The 17,623-nt window shown below is 49.6% G+C and carries 21 protein-coding genes, 1 tRNA gene and 1 pseudogene; 9 read left to right on the top strand and 14 right to left on the bottom strand.

Annotated elements, in window-relative coordinates:
- The first annotated feature begins 180 nt into the window (after positions 1–180).
- The 4 genes from AB4Z33_RS12020 to AB4Z33_RS12005 all read left to right on the top strand — a co-directional run bounded on the left by AB4Z33_RS12020 (position 181) and on the right by AB4Z33_RS12005 (position 2,146).
- On the top strand, positions 181–528 hold the full coding sequence (locus AB4Z33_RS12020) for a hypothetical protein (protein WP_337102448.1): 348 nt from the start codon (positions 181–183) through the stop codon (positions 526–528).
- Positions 529–543: 15 nt separating this feature from the next.
- The gene (locus AB4Z33_RS12015; RefSeq protein ID WP_337102447.1) at positions 544–720 is read left to right on the top strand and encodes a hypothetical protein; all 177 of its coding nucleotides are present in this window, start codon (positions 544–546) and stop codon (positions 718–720) included.
- Positions 721–747: 27 nt separating this feature from the next.
- Entirely contained in the window at positions 748–897 is a 150-nt protein-coding gene (locus AB4Z33_RS12010; RefSeq protein ID WP_442050160.1) for a small acid-soluble spore protein P, read from the top strand.
- A gap of 181 nt (positions 898–1,078) precedes the next feature.
- Positions 1,079–2,146 (top strand): hypothetical protein, encoded by a 1,068-nt coding sequence (locus AB4Z33_RS12005; RefSeq protein WP_442050159.1) that lies wholly within the window; start codon positions 1,079–1,081, stop codon positions 2,144–2,146.
- A 53-nt stretch (positions 2,147–2,199) separates the two neighbouring features.
- Here AB4Z33_RS12005 and AB4Z33_RS12000 read toward each other — a convergent pair whose 3' ends face one another.
- Genes AB4Z33_RS12000 through AB4Z33_RS11985 form a run of 4 tightly spaced genes read right to left on the bottom strand, consistent with a single transcriptional unit; the run spans position 2,200 to position 6,532 of the window.
- A complete protein-coding gene (locus AB4Z33_RS12000) occupies positions 2,200–2,955 on the bottom strand; it encodes a PHP-associated domain-containing protein (RefSeq protein ID WP_442050158.1) in 756 nt (251 codons plus the stop codon).
- 58 nt (positions 2,956–3,013) lie between these two features.
- A complete protein-coding gene (locus AB4Z33_RS11995; protein ID WP_442050157.1) occupies positions 3,014–3,847 on the bottom strand; it encodes an energy-coupling factor transporter transmembrane component T family protein in 834 nt (277 codons plus the stop codon).
- Complete coding sequence (locus AB4Z33_RS11990; protein WP_442050156.1) at positions 3,828–5,654, bottom strand: ABC transporter ATP-binding protein; 1,827 nt, start codon at positions 5,652–5,654, stop codon at positions 3,828–3,830. The genes AB4Z33_RS11995 and AB4Z33_RS11990 overlap by 20 nt, the downstream gene beginning before the upstream one ends.
- On the bottom strand, positions 5,651–6,532 hold the full coding sequence (locus tag AB4Z33_RS11985) for a cell division protein FtsQ (RefSeq protein ID WP_442050155.1): 882 nt from the start codon (positions 6,530–6,532) through the stop codon (positions 5,651–5,653). The genes AB4Z33_RS11990 and AB4Z33_RS11985 overlap by 4 nt, the downstream gene beginning before the upstream one ends.
- Positions 6,533–6,714: 182 nt before the next feature.
- On the opposite strand from AB4Z33_RS11985, the gene AB4Z33_RS11980 reads away from it, so the two are divergent.
- Positions 6,715–7,563, top strand: coding sequence for a MurR/RpiR family transcriptional regulator (locus tag AB4Z33_RS11980; protein ID WP_442050154.1), 849 nt, complete (start codon positions 6,715–6,717; stop codon positions 7,561–7,563).
- Positions 7,564–7,616: 53 nt separating this feature from the next.
- Here the strand turns inward: AB4Z33_RS11980 and AB4Z33_RS11975 are convergent, their stop codons facing one another.
- A complete protein-coding gene (locus tag AB4Z33_RS11975) occupies positions 7,617–7,973 on the bottom strand; it encodes a DUF4870 domain-containing protein (protein WP_442050153.1) in 357 nt (118 codons plus the stop codon).
- Positions 7,974–8,088: 115 nt separating this feature from the next.
- Between AB4Z33_RS11975 and AB4Z33_RS11970 the strand changes: the two genes are divergently transcribed.
- Positions 8,089–8,262 (top strand): S-layer homology domain-containing protein, encoded by a 174-nt coding sequence (locus AB4Z33_RS11970; RefSeq protein ID WP_442050164.1) that lies wholly within the window; start codon positions 8,089–8,091, stop codon positions 8,260–8,262.
- Between the two features lie 74 nt (positions 8,263–8,336).
- Here the strand turns inward: AB4Z33_RS11970 and AB4Z33_RS11965 are convergent, their stop codons facing one another.
- Together AB4Z33_RS11965 and AB4Z33_RS11960 are read right to left on the bottom strand one after the other, a co-directional pair.
- Positions 8,337–9,221: an IS3 family transposase gene (locus tag AB4Z33_RS11965; RefSeq protein WP_442050152.1), complete on the bottom strand. Its 885-nt coding sequence runs from the start codon at positions 9,219–9,221 to the stop codon at positions 8,337–8,339.
- Positions 9,222–9,343: 122 nt separating this feature from the next.
- A pseudogene (locus AB4Z33_RS11960) lies at positions 9,344–9,406 on the bottom strand (hypothetical protein); the annotation flags it as partial.
- Between the two features lie 410 nt (positions 9,407–9,816).
- Here AB4Z33_RS11960 and AB4Z33_RS11955 point away from each other — a divergent pair.
- Both AB4Z33_RS11955 and AB4Z33_RS11950 read left to right on the top strand, forming a co-directional pair.
- Positions 9,817–10,149 carry a PadR family transcriptional regulator gene (locus AB4Z33_RS11955; protein ID WP_442050151.1) on the top strand — a complete coding sequence of 111 codons (333 nt, stop codon included), beginning with the start codon at positions 9,817–9,819 and terminating at the stop codon, positions 10,147–10,149.
- Complete coding sequence (locus AB4Z33_RS11950) at positions 10,146–11,489, top strand: FtsW/RodA/SpoVE family cell cycle protein (protein ID WP_442050150.1); 1,344 nt, start codon at positions 10,146–10,148, stop codon at positions 11,487–11,489. Before AB4Z33_RS11955 ends, AB4Z33_RS11950 begins: the two co-directional genes overlap by 4 nt.
- A 90-nt stretch (positions 11,490–11,579) precedes the next feature.
- On the opposite strand, the gene AB4Z33_RS11945 is transcribed toward AB4Z33_RS11950, so the two are convergent.
- The 6 genes from AB4Z33_RS11945 to AB4Z33_RS11920 form a co-directional block, all read right to left on the bottom strand.
- Positions 11,580–11,918 (bottom strand): hypothetical protein, encoded by a 339-nt coding sequence (locus tag AB4Z33_RS11945; protein WP_442050149.1) that lies wholly within the window; start codon positions 11,916–11,918, stop codon positions 11,580–11,582.
- Between the two features lie 312 nt (positions 11,919–12,230).
- A tRNA-Arg gene (locus AB4Z33_RS11940) sits at positions 12,231–12,308 on the bottom strand.
- Positions 12,299–12,715, bottom strand: coding sequence for a hypothetical protein (locus AB4Z33_RS11935; protein WP_442050148.1), 417 nt, complete (start codon positions 12,713–12,715; stop codon positions 12,299–12,301). Before AB4Z33_RS11935 ends, AB4Z33_RS11940 begins: the two co-directional genes overlap by 10 nt.
- A gap of 285 nt (positions 12,716–13,000) precedes the next feature.
- Positions 13,001–13,717, bottom strand: a complete 717-nt coding sequence (locus AB4Z33_RS11930; protein ID WP_442050147.1) for an aspartate/glutamate racemase family protein — start codon at positions 13,715–13,717, stop codon at positions 13,001–13,003.
- 44 nt (positions 13,718–13,761) lie between these two features.
- Positions 13,762–15,255 carry a Mur ligase family protein gene (locus AB4Z33_RS11925; protein ID WP_442050146.1) on the bottom strand — a complete coding sequence of 498 codons (1,494 nt, stop codon included), beginning with the start codon at positions 15,253–15,255 and terminating at the stop codon, positions 13,762–13,764.
- A gap of 28 nt (positions 15,256–15,283) precedes the next feature.
- Positions 15,284–16,459: a carboxylate--amine ligase gene (locus AB4Z33_RS11920; RefSeq protein ID WP_442050145.1), complete on the bottom strand. Its 1,176-nt coding sequence runs from the start codon at positions 16,457–16,459 to the stop codon at positions 15,284–15,286.
- 316 nt (positions 16,460–16,775) lie between these two features.
- Here AB4Z33_RS11920 and AB4Z33_RS11915 point away from each other — a divergent pair, with 316 nt between their 5' ends.
- Positions 16,776–16,970 carry a Spo0E family sporulation regulatory protein-aspartic acid phosphatase gene (locus tag AB4Z33_RS11915; protein ID WP_442050144.1) on the top strand — a complete coding sequence of 65 codons (195 nt, stop codon included), beginning with the start codon at positions 16,776–16,778 and terminating at the stop codon, positions 16,968–16,970.
- Here AB4Z33_RS11915 and tadA read toward each other — a convergent pair whose 3' ends face one another.
- Positions 16,971–17,435 (bottom strand): tRNA adenosine(34) deaminase TadA, encoded by a 465-nt coding sequence (gene tadA / locus AB4Z33_RS11910; RefSeq protein ID WP_442050143.1) that lies wholly within the window; start codon positions 17,433–17,435, stop codon positions 16,971–16,973.
- Between the last annotated feature and the right edge of the window lie 188 nt (positions 17,436–17,623).

Genomic DNA, 17,623 nt, shown 5'->3' with positions numbered 1-17,623 from the left:
CAATTAGCGTAAAGGTGCAGACTTGCACCTTCACGCAGCGACGGAGCGAATCCCATCCTCTCCGCCAGTTATATTCCAAGAACAAATGACAACGCTTGAGCGCTAGCCGCTTAGGCGTTTTTTCATCGTATAAAACATCGTCATTCTTCGCATCTTAATCGATGTGGAGGTGCTTCAATCATGGCTAAAATAGACGAGCTTCGCACGAGTCCTGAGCAGCTAGCCGAAGCTTGGCGCAATACGCTGCCGGAGACGATGAACAGCTCCGATAAGTGCGAGGTATTCCCCGATGAAGCAGACGCGAAAGCGCTGCGCGTAACGATTCATTCGGCAGGTCATCAAATGTATACGTTCGATTTCAAGGTTTCCTACGTGGATAGCCGCGAGGTGCTGGTGGAGCTGGTCGATGTGGAAAAGGACAAAGTAGCTGTCGACGAGCGTACCGATATGATGCAGCAGCTGATACACGATTATAAGCGTCATTTGCATGAGTGCGCTCAAGCACTGCAGCAATTGACGCATGCCTAAAGGAGACGCGCTGCTATGACGAAAGCAAAGGGCACTGCCGACAAAAACCTGCAAAACGTCGTTGAGGCGCTGGAGACCGAGCCGGTTAACAGCCATCATGCGCAACAGCTGCAGCAGGACAAGAACGATCGCCGTCATCAGGATTCATTGAATTTCGATCAACCTACCGACTTGGAGCATCAGCGCAACTAACAAGCTTGGAAGAAGGAGGTTATACGATTGAGCAAGCCAGATAGCGTTCCGGTGCCAGAAGCGAATGCGCAGCAGCAGCAGAAGCAGCGATCCGGCGGCGGCCTGCAAGCCCCGAATTCAGGATCCAAGAAGACCAAGCAGCATAATCATGTGTCGCATAACAATCCGCAAGGCTAGCTAGCTCGGCAGCAACACGAACAGGTAGAACCAGAACCGTTCGTCCGCAGCAGCTTTTGAAATATTACTTTGGAACCGTTTCGAGTCCCTCGGAACGGTTTTTTTCCTATGCGCTTCAAATGATCAGGTTATTAGTATAGAATGGAGGTGCTTGAACTAATGAGCGGAGGGGAACTTCGTAATGATAAAATATCAAAAATTAACGTTGCTGCTTATCGCGGTAATGATTTTCGCCATAGCGGGTTGCAGCTCCAGTACACCGCCTAAGGAAGCGCTCTTGAAAGCTTTAAGCAACAATGCGGCGGCTGACTCCTACGCCATTCATATGGATGTCGACATCGATGATTTGGAATGGACGGGGGGCGCGACAACGCAGCCTAATACGCTTGTAGCGGCAGCTCTTGTCGGCATGTTGAAAGACGCGAAGATTACGATAGATGGCGTGTATCGCAAAGATCTGATGCAAATGGACATGGATATGGAAATCGTGTTTCCCGGCGACATGGAAATGAAGCTGAGCGTGCCGATGATTATGACAAAGGATGCGCTTTACGTGAAGATTCCGCAAATTCCGATGCTGCAGCTGCCCGAAGCGATTAAGGATAAATACTTGAAGCTCGAATTATCCCAAGCTTCAGCTTCAGCGGAGCAAGAGAACGTAACGGAGATGGATGTTGAAGCGCAGCAGAAGCTCGGCAAGGAAGCAGTGAGCACGCTTCTCGAGTCATTTGACGAGAAGACGTATTTCAGCGAGCCGAAAGCGGCCGATGCGGGCTTGCCGAAGGATATGAAGGCGAACCAAATCGTTCAATTCGAAATCAATGACAGCAATTATGAGCAGACGGTTGAGACGCTTGTTAATCAGACGCTTCCGAAGCTGATCGATGTTCTGCTAGCGAACGAGGCGGCCCTGCCAGCCTTGAAGCTGGAGAAGACAGATGTCGAGAAAATGAAATCCGAAATGGATGCAAGCAAAGCGAAGGCGCTCGATATGTTGAAAAACGACGTTACCCTCGACCTTTTCAAAGCAACAGGAGCGATTAAGGACGAGTATCTGTCTTATGTAGGGATGGACTTGGCGGTTAAGGTAAGCGATAAGGAAGAGGGCAAGAAGCTGAACCTGGGACTGCATATGAACGTCAGCTACACGGATGTGAACAAATCACCGGAGCTGAAGTACGAAATTCCAACCGAAACAATCACGTTAGAGCAGCTCGTTCAGCTGTTCAAGTCGCCAACTGGCATGTAAAAATAGGAAAGGCAGGGAACGCGGATAACCGCTGTCCCTGCCTTTTTTAGTTGTCACGCAACCACCATTGATTTCTTGAGCAGCTCTTTCATCATTTGCGCTGCTTTCACCTTTACGTTGAGGCATTGGGAAATCTCGAGACTATAGCGACCTGCACGGATTTCATCGCGAATCTGCGCTGCTGTATCGCAATCCGCTTGGAGCTGGTTGTAGACGCTGCCGAATTGCAGCGGCTGATGCGAATCGCTTCCGGCGCAGGCCGGCAAGCCAAGCTGGTCGGCGAAACGGCGCACTTCATCGGCCATGCCGAAGCCGTATTGGAACAGATCCTTGGCGTTGACATCAAGGGCATCGAGACGCTGCAGCTGGAGCGGATCGTGATGGGTCAGCGGCGTGCTCTCGCGTTTCGGATGAGCGCCGATACGCAGAACGTCATAGTTTTCCGTGCGGTCAAGCAGCTCCTTGAAGGGGATAAAGCTGTCTTTGCCGCTATAAGGCTCCAGCTGCCCGCGCAGCTCCCTGATATCGACACGGTTACCGATAATGAGAATATGGCCAACTTCGGCAACGTCAACCTCCATGCCCGAGAACACTTTAAGGCCGCCTACTACATAGTGGTCACCGATATATTCAAACTCGCGATCGAGCTGATCCAGCATGTCGAAGAAATTGCGCGTGTTGAAATGCTCGGTCAGAGCTACCGCTTGCAGATCGTTTTCCTTCGCTTCGCGTGTCATCGAGAGGAAGTAGTCCATCGAAAAATCCGTTTTTTTCGCTAGTTTGCCGTGTGTATGCAAATCGATGTTCATTGTTATGTCTCCAATCTATAAATGAGGTGTTGGTTTGGTTTGATTTGATTTCTTTTGATCAAAAGACGAACATATGGCCAAAAGCGAGCAAAGCGATCATATAAAGCGCCGAACAGCCTAGGAAAACGAAATCCAGCGGCTTCACGCGCAAGTAGGCAAGTTTTAACCGCTTAGCGTCCGGGCTGATCAGAGCATACGTGAAGCCGCGTACCTCCAAGGCTTCTACGGTCGTGCGCGTACGCTTGGCTGTGTTCAAGATCAGAGGATAAAAAGCGCAAACCGCGATTTTGCCCATATAGACGAGAGACCGCCATTTCAGAAAACCTTTCTTGCGGGGCGAACGGCCGCGCAGCCTGAACGAGTGAATCAGGTTATGGTACTCCTCGATCAGAATCGGCAGCATGCGGTAGCCATAGGAAACCCCGAAGCTGAATTGCGCCGGCATCCCCATACTTAGCAAAGCATCACTGAGCTCCTCGGGATCCATGCTGGAGAAGACCGCAATGCTGGCGAGCGATATGATGAGGATTTTCAGCGTTAACGTCAATAAGGGCCAGACGGCTTCCAAGCTTCCGCCGAACAGGAGCGAGCCGAATAAAATATAAGTGATCTCGCTGACAAGGCCGATGCCCATAATGATAAGCACGAGCGGACTAACTTTGGACGAGATCGTAAGAAAAATCATCGGAATGAGCATGCCGAGCAATACGGTTTTGTTGTGGAAAAACCAAGGCGCCACAGCAAAGAACGAGTACCAAACAATCAGGATGCGCGGGTCGAAGCGGGACAGCAGGACGGACTGACGACCGAAGGCAGTGCGCATCAGCTCAATCTTGATTTGCTCCACGCTCAGCTTGTCGAGCATGTTTTGTTTAATGGCTTCCAGTTGCAATGGAGGCAGCCTCCTCTCGAATGTGATGTTGACCCATAAGCGAATGGATACGAGCGGCAAAATGGTCCACGGACAAGGAAGGCGGCCGTAAATCCAGCGCTAAGCTGAGCTGGGCGATCTGGGGAGCGATGAGTCCCGCAAGCTCCAGCACGGCCGTATGGCCGAACAGCGACTGCTGATCAGTGTCGAGCGCAACCTGGCCGTTATGCATAACGATGACACGGTTCGCCCACTCGGCGACAAGCTGCATATCATGCGTGGCGATGACCGTCGCCTTCACTCGCCCCTGCAGCTGATTCAGCATGGCGGTCATCTCGCGGCGGCTGGATGCGTCAAGGCTTGCCGTCGGTTCGTCCAGCAGCATGACGGTAGGCTGCATGGCGAGCCCGATCGCCAGTGTTGCCCTGCGCTGCTGACCGCCGCTGAGCAGTCTGCCATCCCGGTCTTGCAGTGGAGTGAGTCGCAGCCGCTCCAGTACTTCATCCACAAAGTGACGGTAATCCTCGGTGCTGCGGGCTTTGAGAAAATATTCGACGTCCTTGCGGACGGTATCTTCAATGAACATCTCTTCCGGGTTTTGATAAATATAGGACACGTAGTCGGATAGCGTCTCTGGTGAAGTATGCTTCGTTAGATGACCGCATACCGAGAGTGAACCTTCATTCGGACGCCGAATGCCCGATATGAGCTTTAATAAGGTCGATTTGCCTGCGCCATTGTTTCCAACAAGCGCAATGCGATCCCCTTCATGGATGGAGAGATTGATGCCTCGAAGGACGGGATGCAAGGTTCGAGTGATCGTTTTGTAACCATAGGATACGTTATCGAAATGGACAAGCGGTACTGCTGCAGCTGCTGCTGAAATAGATGGGCTGTTATCCTCGGTCTGAGTTGTAACGACTGTTGAGTGCTCCGGATGCTGAGGCAGCTTCGCGCGATAATAATCGACGGCTTGCGGGATTGTAATCGGGTAGAGCGGCGACTGTTGTCGGTGCGCCTCTGTCTCCCTAACCGCGAGCGTCACTTGCGGCGGCAATATATGAAGAGCTTCCAGCTCTTCAACCGCCGACAGCGCCTCTTGAACCGGCTTCACCCAACGAATCGTGCCGCTGTCCATAAGCACCACTTTGCTGCAATAGTCGGCTATGAACTCGGTATGATGCTCAATGACGATAATCGTTTTCCCATATTGCTCGTTCAGCATCTTAAGCTTGTCGTAAATAAGTCTAGCATGATAGGGATCGAGCTGAGCGACGGGCTCGTCGACGATAATAATATCGGGATCAAGCGATAAAGCGCCGGCCAGTGCCGTCAAATGCTTTTGCCCGCCGCTAAGCTGCCATATCCACTGCTCCTTCAAAGGCTCCAATCCCAGCATCGCTAGAGCGCGAGCAGCACGCTCACGGTAGTCCGCGAAGCCGTAGTTAAGCGGCGCGAAGCAAGCTTCGTCATAGACGGTTGGGCGTACCAGCTGGTTCTCGAAGTCTTGGAAGACGTAAGCCACCTTGCGAGAAAGGGAGGATACGGATTCGTTCTCGGCAATTAGACCGGCGACTTGAATATAGCCGCTAAGATCACCAACGTAATAGTTCGGGATCAGTCCGTTGAGGCATTTGCACAGCGTCGACTTTCCGCTGCCGTTCGTTCCCGCGATGGCGATGAACTCCCCTGGCTGTACGGTAAGATGGATATGTGAGAGTGCCATGACCTCCGCACCGGGATATTGAAAGTTAACCTCTTGCAGCTCGATGATAGGAGCCGCGGCTAGCGGCCCCTCCTGTTGTCTGTCGTTCCGATGTGCGTTCAAATCTGTTTTCCCTCCGGAGATTGACTTGTTTTGGACTTGGCCCGAATGGCTGCGAATAAGGTGACAATCAGAATCAGCGCCGCAGCGCCAACGCTTACCCACATGAACCCGCTGCCGTACTGCTCCAAGAACTCCGGCTCCCATACGGCGATATTAATGTCGGCTTCCGATAAAAATTCGCCGGTTACACCGATGAAGACGAACAGAATCGACGTGATAAGCAGACGCGGCGTCATCAGCTGTCCGAACGACACCTGCACGCGGCTGTCGCGCGGCTTCATGCCAAGCAACGGCTCGATCTTGCCGTACAGGCGCGGTACAAGATACAGCGTAGGGAGCAAGGAGAACAGTACGCCTGTAATGACCATGGCATTCAGGAAGCTGAGACCTTCGATTAACACGATGCTCTCTGGAATGCCGGGAACGGCCTCCAGCTCTTCGATGCCGAACCATACTTTGCTAATATCGACAATCGCGCTAAGCATTTGATCAATGCCGACTGCAACGAACGAAGCGAGCGCAAGCTGCTTGCGGTTGCGCGGATCGCTGACGAGCAGGCCGGCTATGTACATCGCAAGAGTGAACTCGATAAACTTCTCCAGCTCGCCAAGACCGCCGAATTGGCCCAGCAGCAGCTCGCCGAAGATGACTTCGCCGAAGGAGGCACCCAGGGCGGCGTACAGCGGGTTGAACAAGATGCATAGCGTCAAAGGAATGAATGCGAAATATTCGACCTTAATTTCAATCGGCCCAAGCTTGAGCTCGGGAATAAGCTCGGAGAACATATTAGAAATTCCGTAAAGCGACATCGCGAGTATGAACACCATCAGTTTTTGGGATTGCGTAAGCTCGTATCGGCGCCTTGGCGCAGAAACCATTGTAATTCCTCCTCGAATTAGATTCCTCCCTAATATAGGGATCAATTGTTATCGGATCATCAACAAATTGTATGGTTTGTGTAAAATAAATTTCATGATGTGTATGTATGAAAGAAAACTTTCAAAACAGATGATCATTTGCTATAATCCATGTAAATAGAATGAGGGGAGCGGTGACCAGGATGGCAACTTTTTTTCAATTGGAGATGGCTTTGGAGTCGATGTCGAAAAGCCAGCAGGCGATTGCCAATTACGTAGCGGGCGCACTGCAGCATATCCCGTATTGTACGGAGGAGGATATCGCGGTAGCCGTTGGCGTTAGCACGGCTACTGTTTCTAGGTTCTGGCGGTCGATCGGTTATCCGAATCTAAAGGCTTTCAAGAAAAGCTTGCTGCAAAATGAGCATGCAACACCAGCACGCAAGATGAAGTCGATCTTAAGCAAGGTCGAGCATGAAGAAGCGGATATTGTGACGGAAATGATGGGCATTGCTTCGGCTAACGTGGAGGAAACGTCGAAGCGGGTGGAGAGGGAGCAGTTCGAACAAGCTGTTGAGGCGATTGATCGAGCGAGTACGCTCTATGTATTCGGAACGGGAGCTTCCGTCTGCTTAACGGAGCTGCTGAAATTTCGTATGAACCGGCTAGGCGTAAGGGTCATTGGCATGGCGGGAAGCGGGAGCGAGCTGCTCGAGTCGCTGGCACAAGCGGGAGATGGCGATACGGTGCTTATGTTCGGTTTCGTGCGGCGGTCGCCTGAGCTTACGGTATTGCTTGAGCAGTCGCGGGAAGCGGGCTATACGACGGTGCTCGTGACCGATCTGCTCGTATCGGATATGCTGGCGCAAAGCGATATCGTGCTGCAGCTGGACCGCGGCGAGCTGGAGGGCTTTCACTCGATGACCGCTCCTGTCGCGCTGATCGACGCCTTGACGGTAGGACTTACGAAGCGCCGCGGCCGCGAGGCGCTCGACAAGCTTGATAAGCTGCATGCTCTGCGCAAGCAATATGCGGCACAATTGCCGAAGTAAGACACAACAAAAAACGGATTCCTCGATTGTCGAGAGAATCCGTTTTTTGTTGGCTATTTAAAAAACCGAATCGTAAGCGGATAACGGTAGAACTGACCTTCTGTAGCGCGTATCGTTCCGATAATTGTCAATACGAGCCAGAAGATACCGACGGCGATCGATGCAACAATACCGATGACGACCAGCCACAAAATAGCGGATATGATGCCATAGATCATAATGCTGATTTGGAAATTCAGCGATTCTTTGCCGTGGAAGTCCACATAATGCGATTGATCCTTCTTGATCAGCCAAATGATGAGCGGTCCGATAATGTTGCCGAGCGGAATGATGAACCCGGCGAAGGCAATGACATGGGCCAACATCGCAAATTGTTTCTCATCGGGATGAGGCGTGTAGGGATGGTTCAAGTAACGATTCTCCTTTCTTGTCCGTTTAGCTGTCGCTCGCTGCGCGGACGCACAGCATTTATGTATAAATATAACAGCTTTAGCTCGGAAATTCATGTAATATTTTGTATGTCGCATTGACGACAAGGGGTGGCGTCTGTTCCCTGCATGGGCGCTGCCTGCAGCCGGTTTCGTGCAGGAGCACAAACTTATAGATGGAAGGCCGGGCAACCGGTTCGAGCCGGATTCCGCCGTAACCCGCGCCGAGGAGGTTGCTGTTATTGTCCGACTAATCGAAATGCAGAAGTAACGGGCTCGAAATAGCAGAAGAAGTCCCTGCGATCAGTGGTCAAGACCCCATTTAGTGGACAGTTAGAAAAAGCCCTACCCAATAAGCTGTTTCCGGTATTGTACCGGAGGCAGCTTATTTAATTTTCTCTGCGGACGATGGTTGTTATAAAAATGGATATATTCTTCAATCCTACTTTGTGCTTCCTCGATGGATCGGATATCATAAGGATAGAGTGCTTCCGTCTTCAAATGTGAGAAGAAGCTCTCCATTGAGGCATTGTCGTAACAATTGCCTCGTCGAGACATGCTGATTTGGGCGCCAACCTTTGGCAGCATGTCGTGGTAGTCGTAGGACGTGTACTGGGATCCCTGATCGCTGTGAACGATCAGCCCAGTCACGTCCTTTTCCTTTTCAAATGCTTTGGAAAACGTTTGGAGTACAAGATCCTTATCATTTCGTAAACTCATGTTGTAGGCGACGATTTCGTTTTGACACAAGTCTTTGATGGTAGAGAGGTACAACCAGCTATCTTTCACTCGGTATTGTGTTACGTCTGTGACCCACTTCTGATTAGGTTGAAGGGCTTCAGAATTGCGCTCCAGCACATTTCTCACGACTCTGTCGCCTAAGCTCCAAGATCGATGATGACGGAATTTGCGGCGTATTTTTGCTTGCAGCCCCATTTCCTGCATGAGACGCAGGATCTTCTTGTGGTTCATCCATACCTTATGATCTTGGTACATAAACAATTGAATTTGTCTGTAGCCATAAATGCTTTTATAGCGTTCATACGTGGTGCGAATGATCTCTTTGGAGGACTTGTCCTTATCTACTGCTTTTCGTTTAAGATAGGCATAGAATCCGCTCTTAGAGAGACCGACTTCTTTGCAAAGTTCTGTAACGGTGAAATGGTCTCTGAGCTCTTCAACGAGCCTACACTTTTCTGGTACACCTCCGCCTTCGTAATGGCCAACCACTTTTTTAGAACGGCATTCTCCATTTCTAACCGTCTGACATAACTATTTTCAGTGGCATACTCTTTCCGTTTCCCGCGAGTGTCTGTCAGCTCGAATTCTCCCATCTGATTGTAGCGTCGCATCCACACTTTCAATCGCCCTACATCTGTAATCCCCAGTAATTCTGCTACTTTCTGCTTCGTCATACCTTGCAGTCGCATTTCTATTGCTTTTTTCTTTGTATCAAAGCTGTACGTCTGCAGACGTTGCCCTTTTCTCGCCATAACGAAAAGCACCCCCTATAGTTTTCATCGGTTTTAAACACCAGGGTGTTTTTCCAATGTCCACTATAAGGGGTGCAGTTCATCAGTCGCAGGGGCTTCTTCTGCTGTGGTTCTATGCGACCGGCTTAGTAACGTTTGGTTAGCTTCAAACGTCTAAGGTCTTATGCCATTGTATTGAGCCGTGCGGAGGGTATAGTGATTGTTTAAGAGCGTTATCCGTTTTAATCATCGGACAAGAGGCTTGCGCAAATGGGAAAACTTAGTTTATTATATACATAGATATTCGATGCATATTTAATCTATGTATTGTTTCGCTCATGAGGAGGATTGCAGTGAAGATCAATAAAGAGCTAATGAAGGGAAGCACGGTCATTCTTATTCTGACGCTGCTGAATCGGAAAGAAATGTACGGCTACGAGATGACGAAGGAGATCGAGCAGAGCTCCGGGGGCGTATTCACGTTCAAGGAAGGGACGTTATACCCGATCCTGCATACACTTGAGGTGGAGCAGCAAGTGGAGTCTTATTGGAATGAAGAGGGCGGACGCAAGCGCAAGTATTATCGGATAACGGAGCTGGGCCGCAAGCAGCTAGGCGAGAAGAAGAAGGAATGGTCCTTGTTCCGTGCAACGGTGGATCGCGTGATCGGGGAGGGGCATGCATGAACCGTGAGCTGAGACAGCATCCGTTGGTCGAGCAATATCTAGAAAGCGTATGCGGGAAAGTGAAAGCAAAGGAAGTGCATGAGGATATTAATCTTGAGATGCTTAGCCATCTTGAGGAGCGAGTCGAGGACAGACTTCTGGCAGGCGATATATCCGAGGAAGACGCGATAGCGGACGCCATCAAACAGATGGGCGATCCGGAGCAGATTGGCAAGCAGCTTCATGAGGCGCATAAGCCGAGAATGGAGTGGACTTTGCTTGGCATATGCATGCTGCTCATCGGTATTGGACTTGTTGCTATGCTGACGGTGCAGGCGACGGGAAATGAAAGGCTGGGTAATCATTTTGTAGAAAAGAAATTGTTGTTTGTCATAATGGGACTATTCGCGATGGTTTGCCTCTATTTCTTTGATTATCGCAAGCTGCAAAAGTACTCCTGGCATCTGTACGGCTTCACGATTCTTCTGCTGGCAGCTACCGGTCAAATGGGCAGCGCCATAAACGGAGCGAAGCAATGGATTATTATCGGCTCGGTTACCTTTAATGTTGCTGCCGCTTCTCCTTATCTATTCATGGTTGCTTTCGCAGGGATATTGACCAGGGAAACAACTGCCGGGCCGAGCAGATTAAGGCCGAAGCTGCGGCTGCTTCAAGATACTGTCTTGTTCTTCTTGCTGCCGACGTACTTCTACCTGACAACATCCTCGTTGTTATATTACAGCATCTTCTGCTTCGGTACGTTTCTAATGCTGATCCTAATCGGCAAGAAATACAAGGTGGTATTAGCCGGAGTCGGCACATTGGCCGCGCTCGCGCTATGGCTTGTTCAGGGAAGCCACAGATATAATTATGTATGGTTACGATTGAAAGGATTTATATTTCCCAATGCGGATAGCCATTATTACACAGATCGATCTATTGAAGCGATCCAAGATGGCGGTATGTGGGGGCAAGGGTTTGGCGCAGTCAATAACCGACTTCCTTCGTATAACAGCGAGATGCTCTATTCTTATTTAGTGTATAGCTTGGGATGGGTATTCGGTTTCATTATAGTCGTGTTGGCATTCTTGTTTGTTGCGCGTATTGTCAGAATGGCGTTGAAGCTGAAAGATCGTTATGCGAAAGGAATTATTGTCGGAGTGTTGTCGATAATGGGCTTTCATTTCATTTGGAATCTGCTCATGTGCTTTGGATTTATGCCCGTCTCCTCTACATCGCTTCCGCTTATAAGCTGGGGCTCCTATACTTTCATCGAGCTGGCGGCTGTGGGGTTGATGTTGGGCGCGAATAGACGAAAAGATATATTAGGGCAATCCGCATTGTCTTCGCAGAACATATAGCGGCCACTTGGCCGAACTTGGGTGGACCGTAGGCTTCAACGCACATCGTTGACGTTTACGGTCTTCCGCTTATTCTCATAATGGTGACCGCTACTGTTTCTTGGAGAACAGCTCCGTGACGTAAAAGGAAATGCGATTGTTGATTTCGGCGTTCAGTCGCTCTTGCTGTATATGCGGAAGCGCTGAACTGATGTCGATATGCATGCTCCGAAGCAATTGCTCGGCAAGCGCAAGATCGGCTTCGATTCTTGCGATCACGATATTCGCCGCTTGGATGAAGAGCGGGCGAAGCGATCTTGCCTTCTTATCCAGCTCCAAGCGATTGCGCTTGACGGCGGCAAGCGTATAAGACAGAATTACGTATTCTTTAATCAGCCCATTGGACTCCCTAACGGGATGCTGCTCTGTTACATAAGCGTTCATAGCCATTCGATCGTCACCTCATTTCCATTATATGCGAACACTTGTTCTCTAGTCAATGGAGTGTAGTAAAGACATCTTACTGAGCTGTTATATGCAGGCAGGATAAGGAAAATGGGGTGGCTAGATGACTGCTTGGGAGAGCGTGTTGGATATTTATGATATTTTTTAATCATAATTACCACAAAATATTAGTTTTTAAACAGCGTTGGTACGGTATTGTTCAGAGTTTCCTATTGAAAAAAAAGCCGTCTTTTGGTCTGTTCGAAACAGACCGAAAACGGCTCTTGTGTATAAATGCTGCAATATTTAAAAGAATAATGGCGCGCCGCGGGGGGATTCGAACCCCCGACCCATCGTTTAGGAAACGATTGCTCTATCCTGCTGAGCTACGGGCGCAACACTTCACATTTTAACATGGGTGAAGTTGGAGGCGCAAGTGATCGCTTTATTGCGGGATGATTCGAATGGTCTTCACTTCGAACGGGCAACCGTGCAATGACATGCCCGGAGCCGTCTTCGGCTATCTTCACCGTGTCGAAAATAATATTGGCATTGGATGAAGTGAGCAAGCTGCAGAACGTTCCGATTGCGCCGGCTGCTTGCGGAATAGGCGTATTGAGCTCTAACGCTTCACGAATGACCGGATTGCTGATGAAGCCTTCGCTCCAGACATGGAACGTATACGTAAATTCATGCTGACCGACATCTGCCGTCGCATCAGGGTCCGAAGGAACGCGAAGCAGCGGTCGCCCTCGACAAAAGCGGACCAGCTGTGCTGGCTTACCTATAACGGTCGGCGTCATGCGGCCTTGAGTAATTTAATGCCCGTAATGTCGAGCTTCGACTTAAGGTGGAGGTATAAAGCGTCATAGGTAACGAGCGAGCTATCCTCTGGAATCCGCAGCTGCAGCTTATCGAGAGGGAGCTGTAAGAGCACCGGTGAGCTTACAGTGGTGAAGTAGCTAGTGTGTTTGTGCTGTAAGAGCACGTGTGCTCTTACAGCGTAAGGGTCTGGTGTGGCAGTGGTGGTCGAGGAGAGCGCCAAAGAAAAAGAGCGGTGCAGGGATTAATCCCTGTACCGCTCTTAGTTATATCTCTGTGATCGTCTGCTTGCCGGAACGCACAATCGATTGGTCCACGAGTACCTGCATGGCGTCGATGCTGATTTCCATCGTTTGTTTGTTAATCGGTATGCACGACAGCTCCGTGCAAGCGATAATGACGCAGTTGCAGCCTTCTTGGTAGACGAGCTCGTTAATGATGCCTTCAAGAACGGCCGGATCGACCTCCAGATTGCTTTTTACCTGATTATAGATAATGTCCATCACGAGCTCTTGAATCGCTTCATTCGGCTCATGGAGCTTCATATTGTAGCTCTCGCAGCCCGCCTTATAAACACCGCTGTTAATAGTGCCGGTGGTCGCCAGTATACCGATCTTGCTATTGTCGCCGTATTTGGCATGAATGGCCTTCAACGTTTCGTCGACCATATTAATAATAGGAACGGTGGTCATTTCCTGCATCTGATCGTAGAAGTAATGCGACGTATTGCACGGAATGGCGATATGCGCCGCCCCAGCCAGCTCGAGCAGCTTGAAGTCCTTCTCGATCGCCTCCAAGAACAGCTCTCCTTGTCCGCTAAGAATGACACTCGTACGGTCAGGCAGCGTCACATGATTCAGAATGATCATGTTGATATGCTCTTGATCGCGGTCGGCTGCCGTATGCTCAATCACCTTATCGAAGAAAACGGAGGTTGCCTTCGGGCCCATTCCGCCAATGACGCCTAAGCTTTTATGTTCCATTGCTCTACCCACTTTTAAAATGAATTAGTTGTCCATGCGGCGGATTAATTGGCAGCGGATCTGTCCTCGAGCTGCTTCAGAGCGATCTGAGCGCCGGGATCCATGCCCTGACAGCCTGCCAACAGCACTAAGTCGCGAGATGCTGCATGGGACAGCCCTTCAGCAATCGCGTCAGGCAATTCGTCATACAGCCGTACACGGATGTTCGCTTGCTCCATGACGTCGAGGAATACTTGCGTCTCCTCATCGGTGACAAAGTCCTTGCTCGTCACATGCGAAATACTCCGCGTAGCAATGATCTCATCAAGCTCCAAACGCTTCATCCACTGGACAATCGTCTCGGCGTTTTCCCGATTGACGGTAGGTCCGCGGCTGCCTCTAATGGCATAGACTAGATGAAGCTTATCGTAATCCATGAACTTCACCGTCTCTAGCGTGACATGGATATTGCCTGGATTGGCGAAATGATCGTCAATAATCATAAAATCATTTTCATATATGAATTCGAACCGGCGCTCAACGCCGGCGAATGTACGCATCGTCGCTTGAATGGTTTCAACGGGAATGCCGCAGAGCAGGGCCACCGTAATGGCCACTATCGAATTATAGACGGAATGCAGACCTGGTACAGCAAGCTGAATATCGAATTCACCAGCCGTATGCCAAGTGCCATCCACTTGGAACGGCTTCACAATCTCGTATGTATAACGTGCGCGTCCCGTTGACAGATCGAGATTTTTGCAATAAATATGGCCTTCCTTGCTCTTCACGCCGAACGTCACGACGCTTGCCTTCGTTTTATCCGCGAGCGATGCCGAGTAGGAATCGTCGAGATTAAGGACGGCGTAGCTGTGCTCGCCCGCATTCGTGATCAAGCTGGATTTGGCCTCGAAATATTGTTCGAACGTTCCGTGGGAGTCGATATGCTCCCGGCTTAAATTGTTGAACGTCACAATGTCGTAATCGACGCCCTCAACCCGGCGAGTTTCCAGCGCGGCGGAGGATACCTCCATGCTGACATGCGAGACGCCCTTATCGACCATTTGCTTCAAGTAATGCTGCAGGTCAAGCGATTCCGGCGTTGTCAGCTCCGACGGGATAGAGACTTCGTCAACCTTGATGACAACCGTACCGATCAACCCCGTCTTGAGACCATGGTTCTCTAGGATGGCATTGGTCATATAGGAGGTCGTTGTCTTGCCGTTCGTCGCCGTTATGCCGATCATCTTCATCTTGTCGGCAGGGTTGCCGTAGAATGCCGCGCCAAGCTGCGCTAAAGCGATTCGGCTGTTCGCTACGCGAATTTGCGGTATGTCGAGGTCGAAGTTGAACTCTTCGACGACAGCTGCGACAGCACCGTTCTCTACCGCATTGCCGAGATACTTGTGGCCATTCGTTTGGTAGCCGTTGATTGCGACGAACAAGTCGCCCGGTTTGCACTTCTGGGAGTGGTAGCTAATTCCCGAAACCGTTATATCCTTCGGATGCAGCGTATCTAAAGTTGCGGTGGATGTCAGTAGTTCCCGTAACAGAATCATTTAAACGCACTCCTTTGTCCGAATCGATTCATGTTCTGCGTAAAATTTTGCCGGTAATCATGCGAAGGAATCCGAAGGCAGGCTTCGGATCGCTCCATGACCAGATAGCTGGTGCTTTGGGCTTGAACAGCGACTTGAACACTTGGCCGACGGTTAGCTGCTTCGTGCGAACGTAACCTCTGATGGCTAGCAAGTCCTCGTAGAAATACCAGAACACGCGGTTCGTGTCCTTCTTGAGCGCGCTTGGCGGCTGCGGCGAGCCTGTCAGTTCCATATATGTGAGATAAGGAATGTTCATTCCGACTTTGTAGAGCAGGTTGTTCAAGTTAGTGATGCGCACGTTGACCTCGATCAAGTAAAACTGACCGGTATCAGCGTCTTTTTTGAACTCAATCTCGGCGAAGCCTTTCCATTTCATCTTCTCTAGGAAGGGAGCGCCGATATCATGCAGCTCCTGTACATACTTCTGTCCCGTGTACACCGAAGCGCCGAAGTTGATCGGGAACTGGCGGTACTTCTGGCAAGTTACCCAGTTCGTCACCTTGGAATCTTGATTCAAATACGCGTCATAGGTGTACATATGATCATCGAAGCCTGGAATAATGCGCTGCACAATGACTTCTAGTCCTGCTTGCTTCGACTTCTCAAGCGCCTCAACGAGCTGCGATTTGTTGTCAACAATGAACAGCTTCTTCCTGAACTTCGCGACGAACGAAGGAGAATCTGTCGGCTTCACGACACAAGGATATTTCAAGATCGATTCTACTTTTTCGAAAAATTGGTCTTCGTCCACGCGGACGGTTTCCGGGACAGCAACGCCGTTCTCGCTCGCCAGACGGTGCAAAATTTCTTTGTTCATTAGGTTCGTGTAGATGCCTGGAACATCTTGCGGAATGAGGTAGAACTCGCGCAGCTCCTCCAAAAATTCATCCACTACCTCAACATAATTGTCGTGGCAAGGAATGAGCACTGGAGGCGCAGACTGCCCTTTGGCGTAGTCCTTCAGAAATTGAATGAAAGCCTTCTTATCATTCTTATAATGAGGGGCAATCAGCCGCTCTGAACAATACTTGGACTGAGCACCGTAATTATGATTGTCTGTGTAATCGACAGCAACCGTATGTATTCCATTAACGCCGAGGCAACGAATCGTACTAAGGCCGATATAATAATTGCATCCTAAGATGACTGCTTTATTGTTCATAGAAAAGGCACACCCCGCTTGATTTGCTTAAATAATTTTACTGCATACTTCCTTATAATACAAATGGATTTATTAGCAATAATAGGCGCCTTAATCGGTTTTAAACGTAAACAATTATAAATTGATTTTCTTTCACTATAAACAGAAATAGGAAATTAGAACTATTAAAGGGTGAAAAATAAAGCGCATATGTCGAATAATAAATGAAAATTGCTGGTGATCGTCGACATGATTTTACAAACTCCTTAAAAGTCTAGGAGTATAATAGAACTATTACCACACGAGTGCTATATAAGGAGCGTGCCCCGAAGCGAATATGGACAAATACAATCTGCTACAACAATTGCATTCGCTGCGGCTTAAGCTTCATGAGATTGCTGAGGCACGAGGCAGCTTGACTGACCCCGACGTTCTGGCGATCAGCGAAGAGGCTGATCAATTGATCGTAGAACTGCAATATCTACAGCGGGAAGAGCTGACATACAGTTCTTCCAGGCAATCGAATATATGATTATTTCTCCCTCAATTTGCGGAAGAACTGCGTTAGCAGCGAGGCGCATTCTTGCTGAAGAATGCCGCTCGTCAGCTCCGTTTCATGATTGAAGCGCGGCTCTTGAAGCAGATTCATAAGTGTACCTGCACAGCCGGCCTTCGGATCGGTTGTGCCATAGACGACACGTTTCACACGCGACTGGACGATTGCGCCTGCACACATCGGACAAGGTTCCAATGTGACGTAGAGCGTACAGTCCAGCAATCGCCATGCGCCGATGCGTTCTGTGGCGTCGCGGATTGCGACCATCTCCGCATGGGCGGTTGGATCGTTATGCGTCTCTCTTAAGTTATATCCCCTTCCGATAATCTCATTATTACGAACGATAATAGCCCCGATAGGCACTTCCCCGATCTGCTCAGCTTTTCGGGCTTCTGCGATAGCTTCCGTCATCCAGGCCTGATCTTCCAGTTCTCGTATCATTTTGGTAAATTTCCTTTCGATAATCGTAGTTTATTCTGCGAACAAATATTCCGTTGTTAACATGCAGTGGATAGAATTGTGTATAAAATAATAGTTATCCACAAACTTATGCACATTATATCAACTTCTGTGTATAACTCATGTGAACAGTGGGTATAAGCTGTCTATAAGTAATCGACTTTTATGCG

The sequence above is a fragment of the Paenibacillus sp. 2TAB19 genome (genome assembly GCF_052115185.1).
Taxonomy (GTDB): domain Bacteria; phylum Bacillota; class Bacilli; order Paenibacillales; family Paenibacillaceae; genus Pristimantibacillus.
The sequence above is the reverse complement of the archived record's forward strand: the minus strand, read 5'-3'. Positions and strand labels throughout refer to the sequence as shown.

Excerpts from the sequence above, each read along its gene's own strand:
- AB4Z33_RS12020 (WP_337102448.1), top strand. The coding sequence starts at position 181 with ATGGCTAAAATAGACGAGCTTCGCACGAGTCCTGAGCAGCTAGCCGAA.
- AB4Z33_RS12015 (WP_337102447.1), top strand. The coding sequence starts at position 544 with ATGACGAAAGCAAAGGGCACTGCCGACAAAAACCTGCAAAACGTCGTT.
- AB4Z33_RS12005 (WP_442050159.1), top strand. The coding sequence starts at position 1,079 with ATGATAAAATATCAAAAATTAACGTTGCTGCTTATCGCGGTAATGATT.
- AB4Z33_RS12000 (WP_442050158.1), bottom strand. The coding sequence starts at position 2,955 with ATGAACATCGATTTGCATACACACGGCAAACTAGCGAAAAAAACGGAT.
- AB4Z33_RS11985 (WP_442050155.1), bottom strand. The coding sequence starts at position 6,532 with ATGGTTTCTGCGCCAAGGCGCCGATACGAGCTTACGCAATCCCAAAAA.
- AB4Z33_RS11980 (WP_442050154.1), top strand. The coding sequence starts at position 6,715 with ATGGCAACTTTTTTTCAATTGGAGATGGCTTTGGAGTCGATGTCGAAA.
- AB4Z33_RS11950 (WP_442050150.1), top strand. The coding sequence starts at position 10,146 with ATGAACCGTGAGCTGAGACAGCATCCGTTGGTCGAGCAATATCTAGAA.
- AB4Z33_RS11945 (WP_442050149.1), bottom strand. The coding sequence starts at position 11,918 with ATGGCTATGAACGCTTATGTAACAGAGCAGCATCCCGTTAGGGAGTCC.
- AB4Z33_RS11935 (WP_442050148.1), bottom strand. The coding sequence starts at position 12,715 with ATGACGCCGACCGTTATAGGTAAGCCAGCACAGCTGGTCCGCTTTTGT.
- AB4Z33_RS11930 (WP_442050147.1), bottom strand. The coding sequence starts at position 13,717 with ATGGAACATAAAAGCTTAGGCGTCATTGGCGGAATGGGCCCGAAGGCA.
- AB4Z33_RS11925 (WP_442050146.1), bottom strand. The coding sequence starts at position 15,255 with ATGATTCTGTTACGGGAACTACTGACATCCACCGCAACTTTAGATACG.
- AB4Z33_RS11920 (WP_442050145.1), bottom strand. The coding sequence starts at position 16,459 with ATGAACAATAAAGCAGTCATCTTAGGATGCAATTATTATATCGGCCTT.
- AB4Z33_RS11915 (WP_442050144.1), top strand. The coding sequence starts at position 16,776 with ATGGACAAATACAATCTGCTACAACAATTGCATTCGCTGCGGCTTAAG.
- tadA (WP_442050143.1), bottom strand. The coding sequence starts at position 17,435 with ATGATACGAGAACTGGAAGATCAGGCCTGGATGACGGAAGCTATCGCA.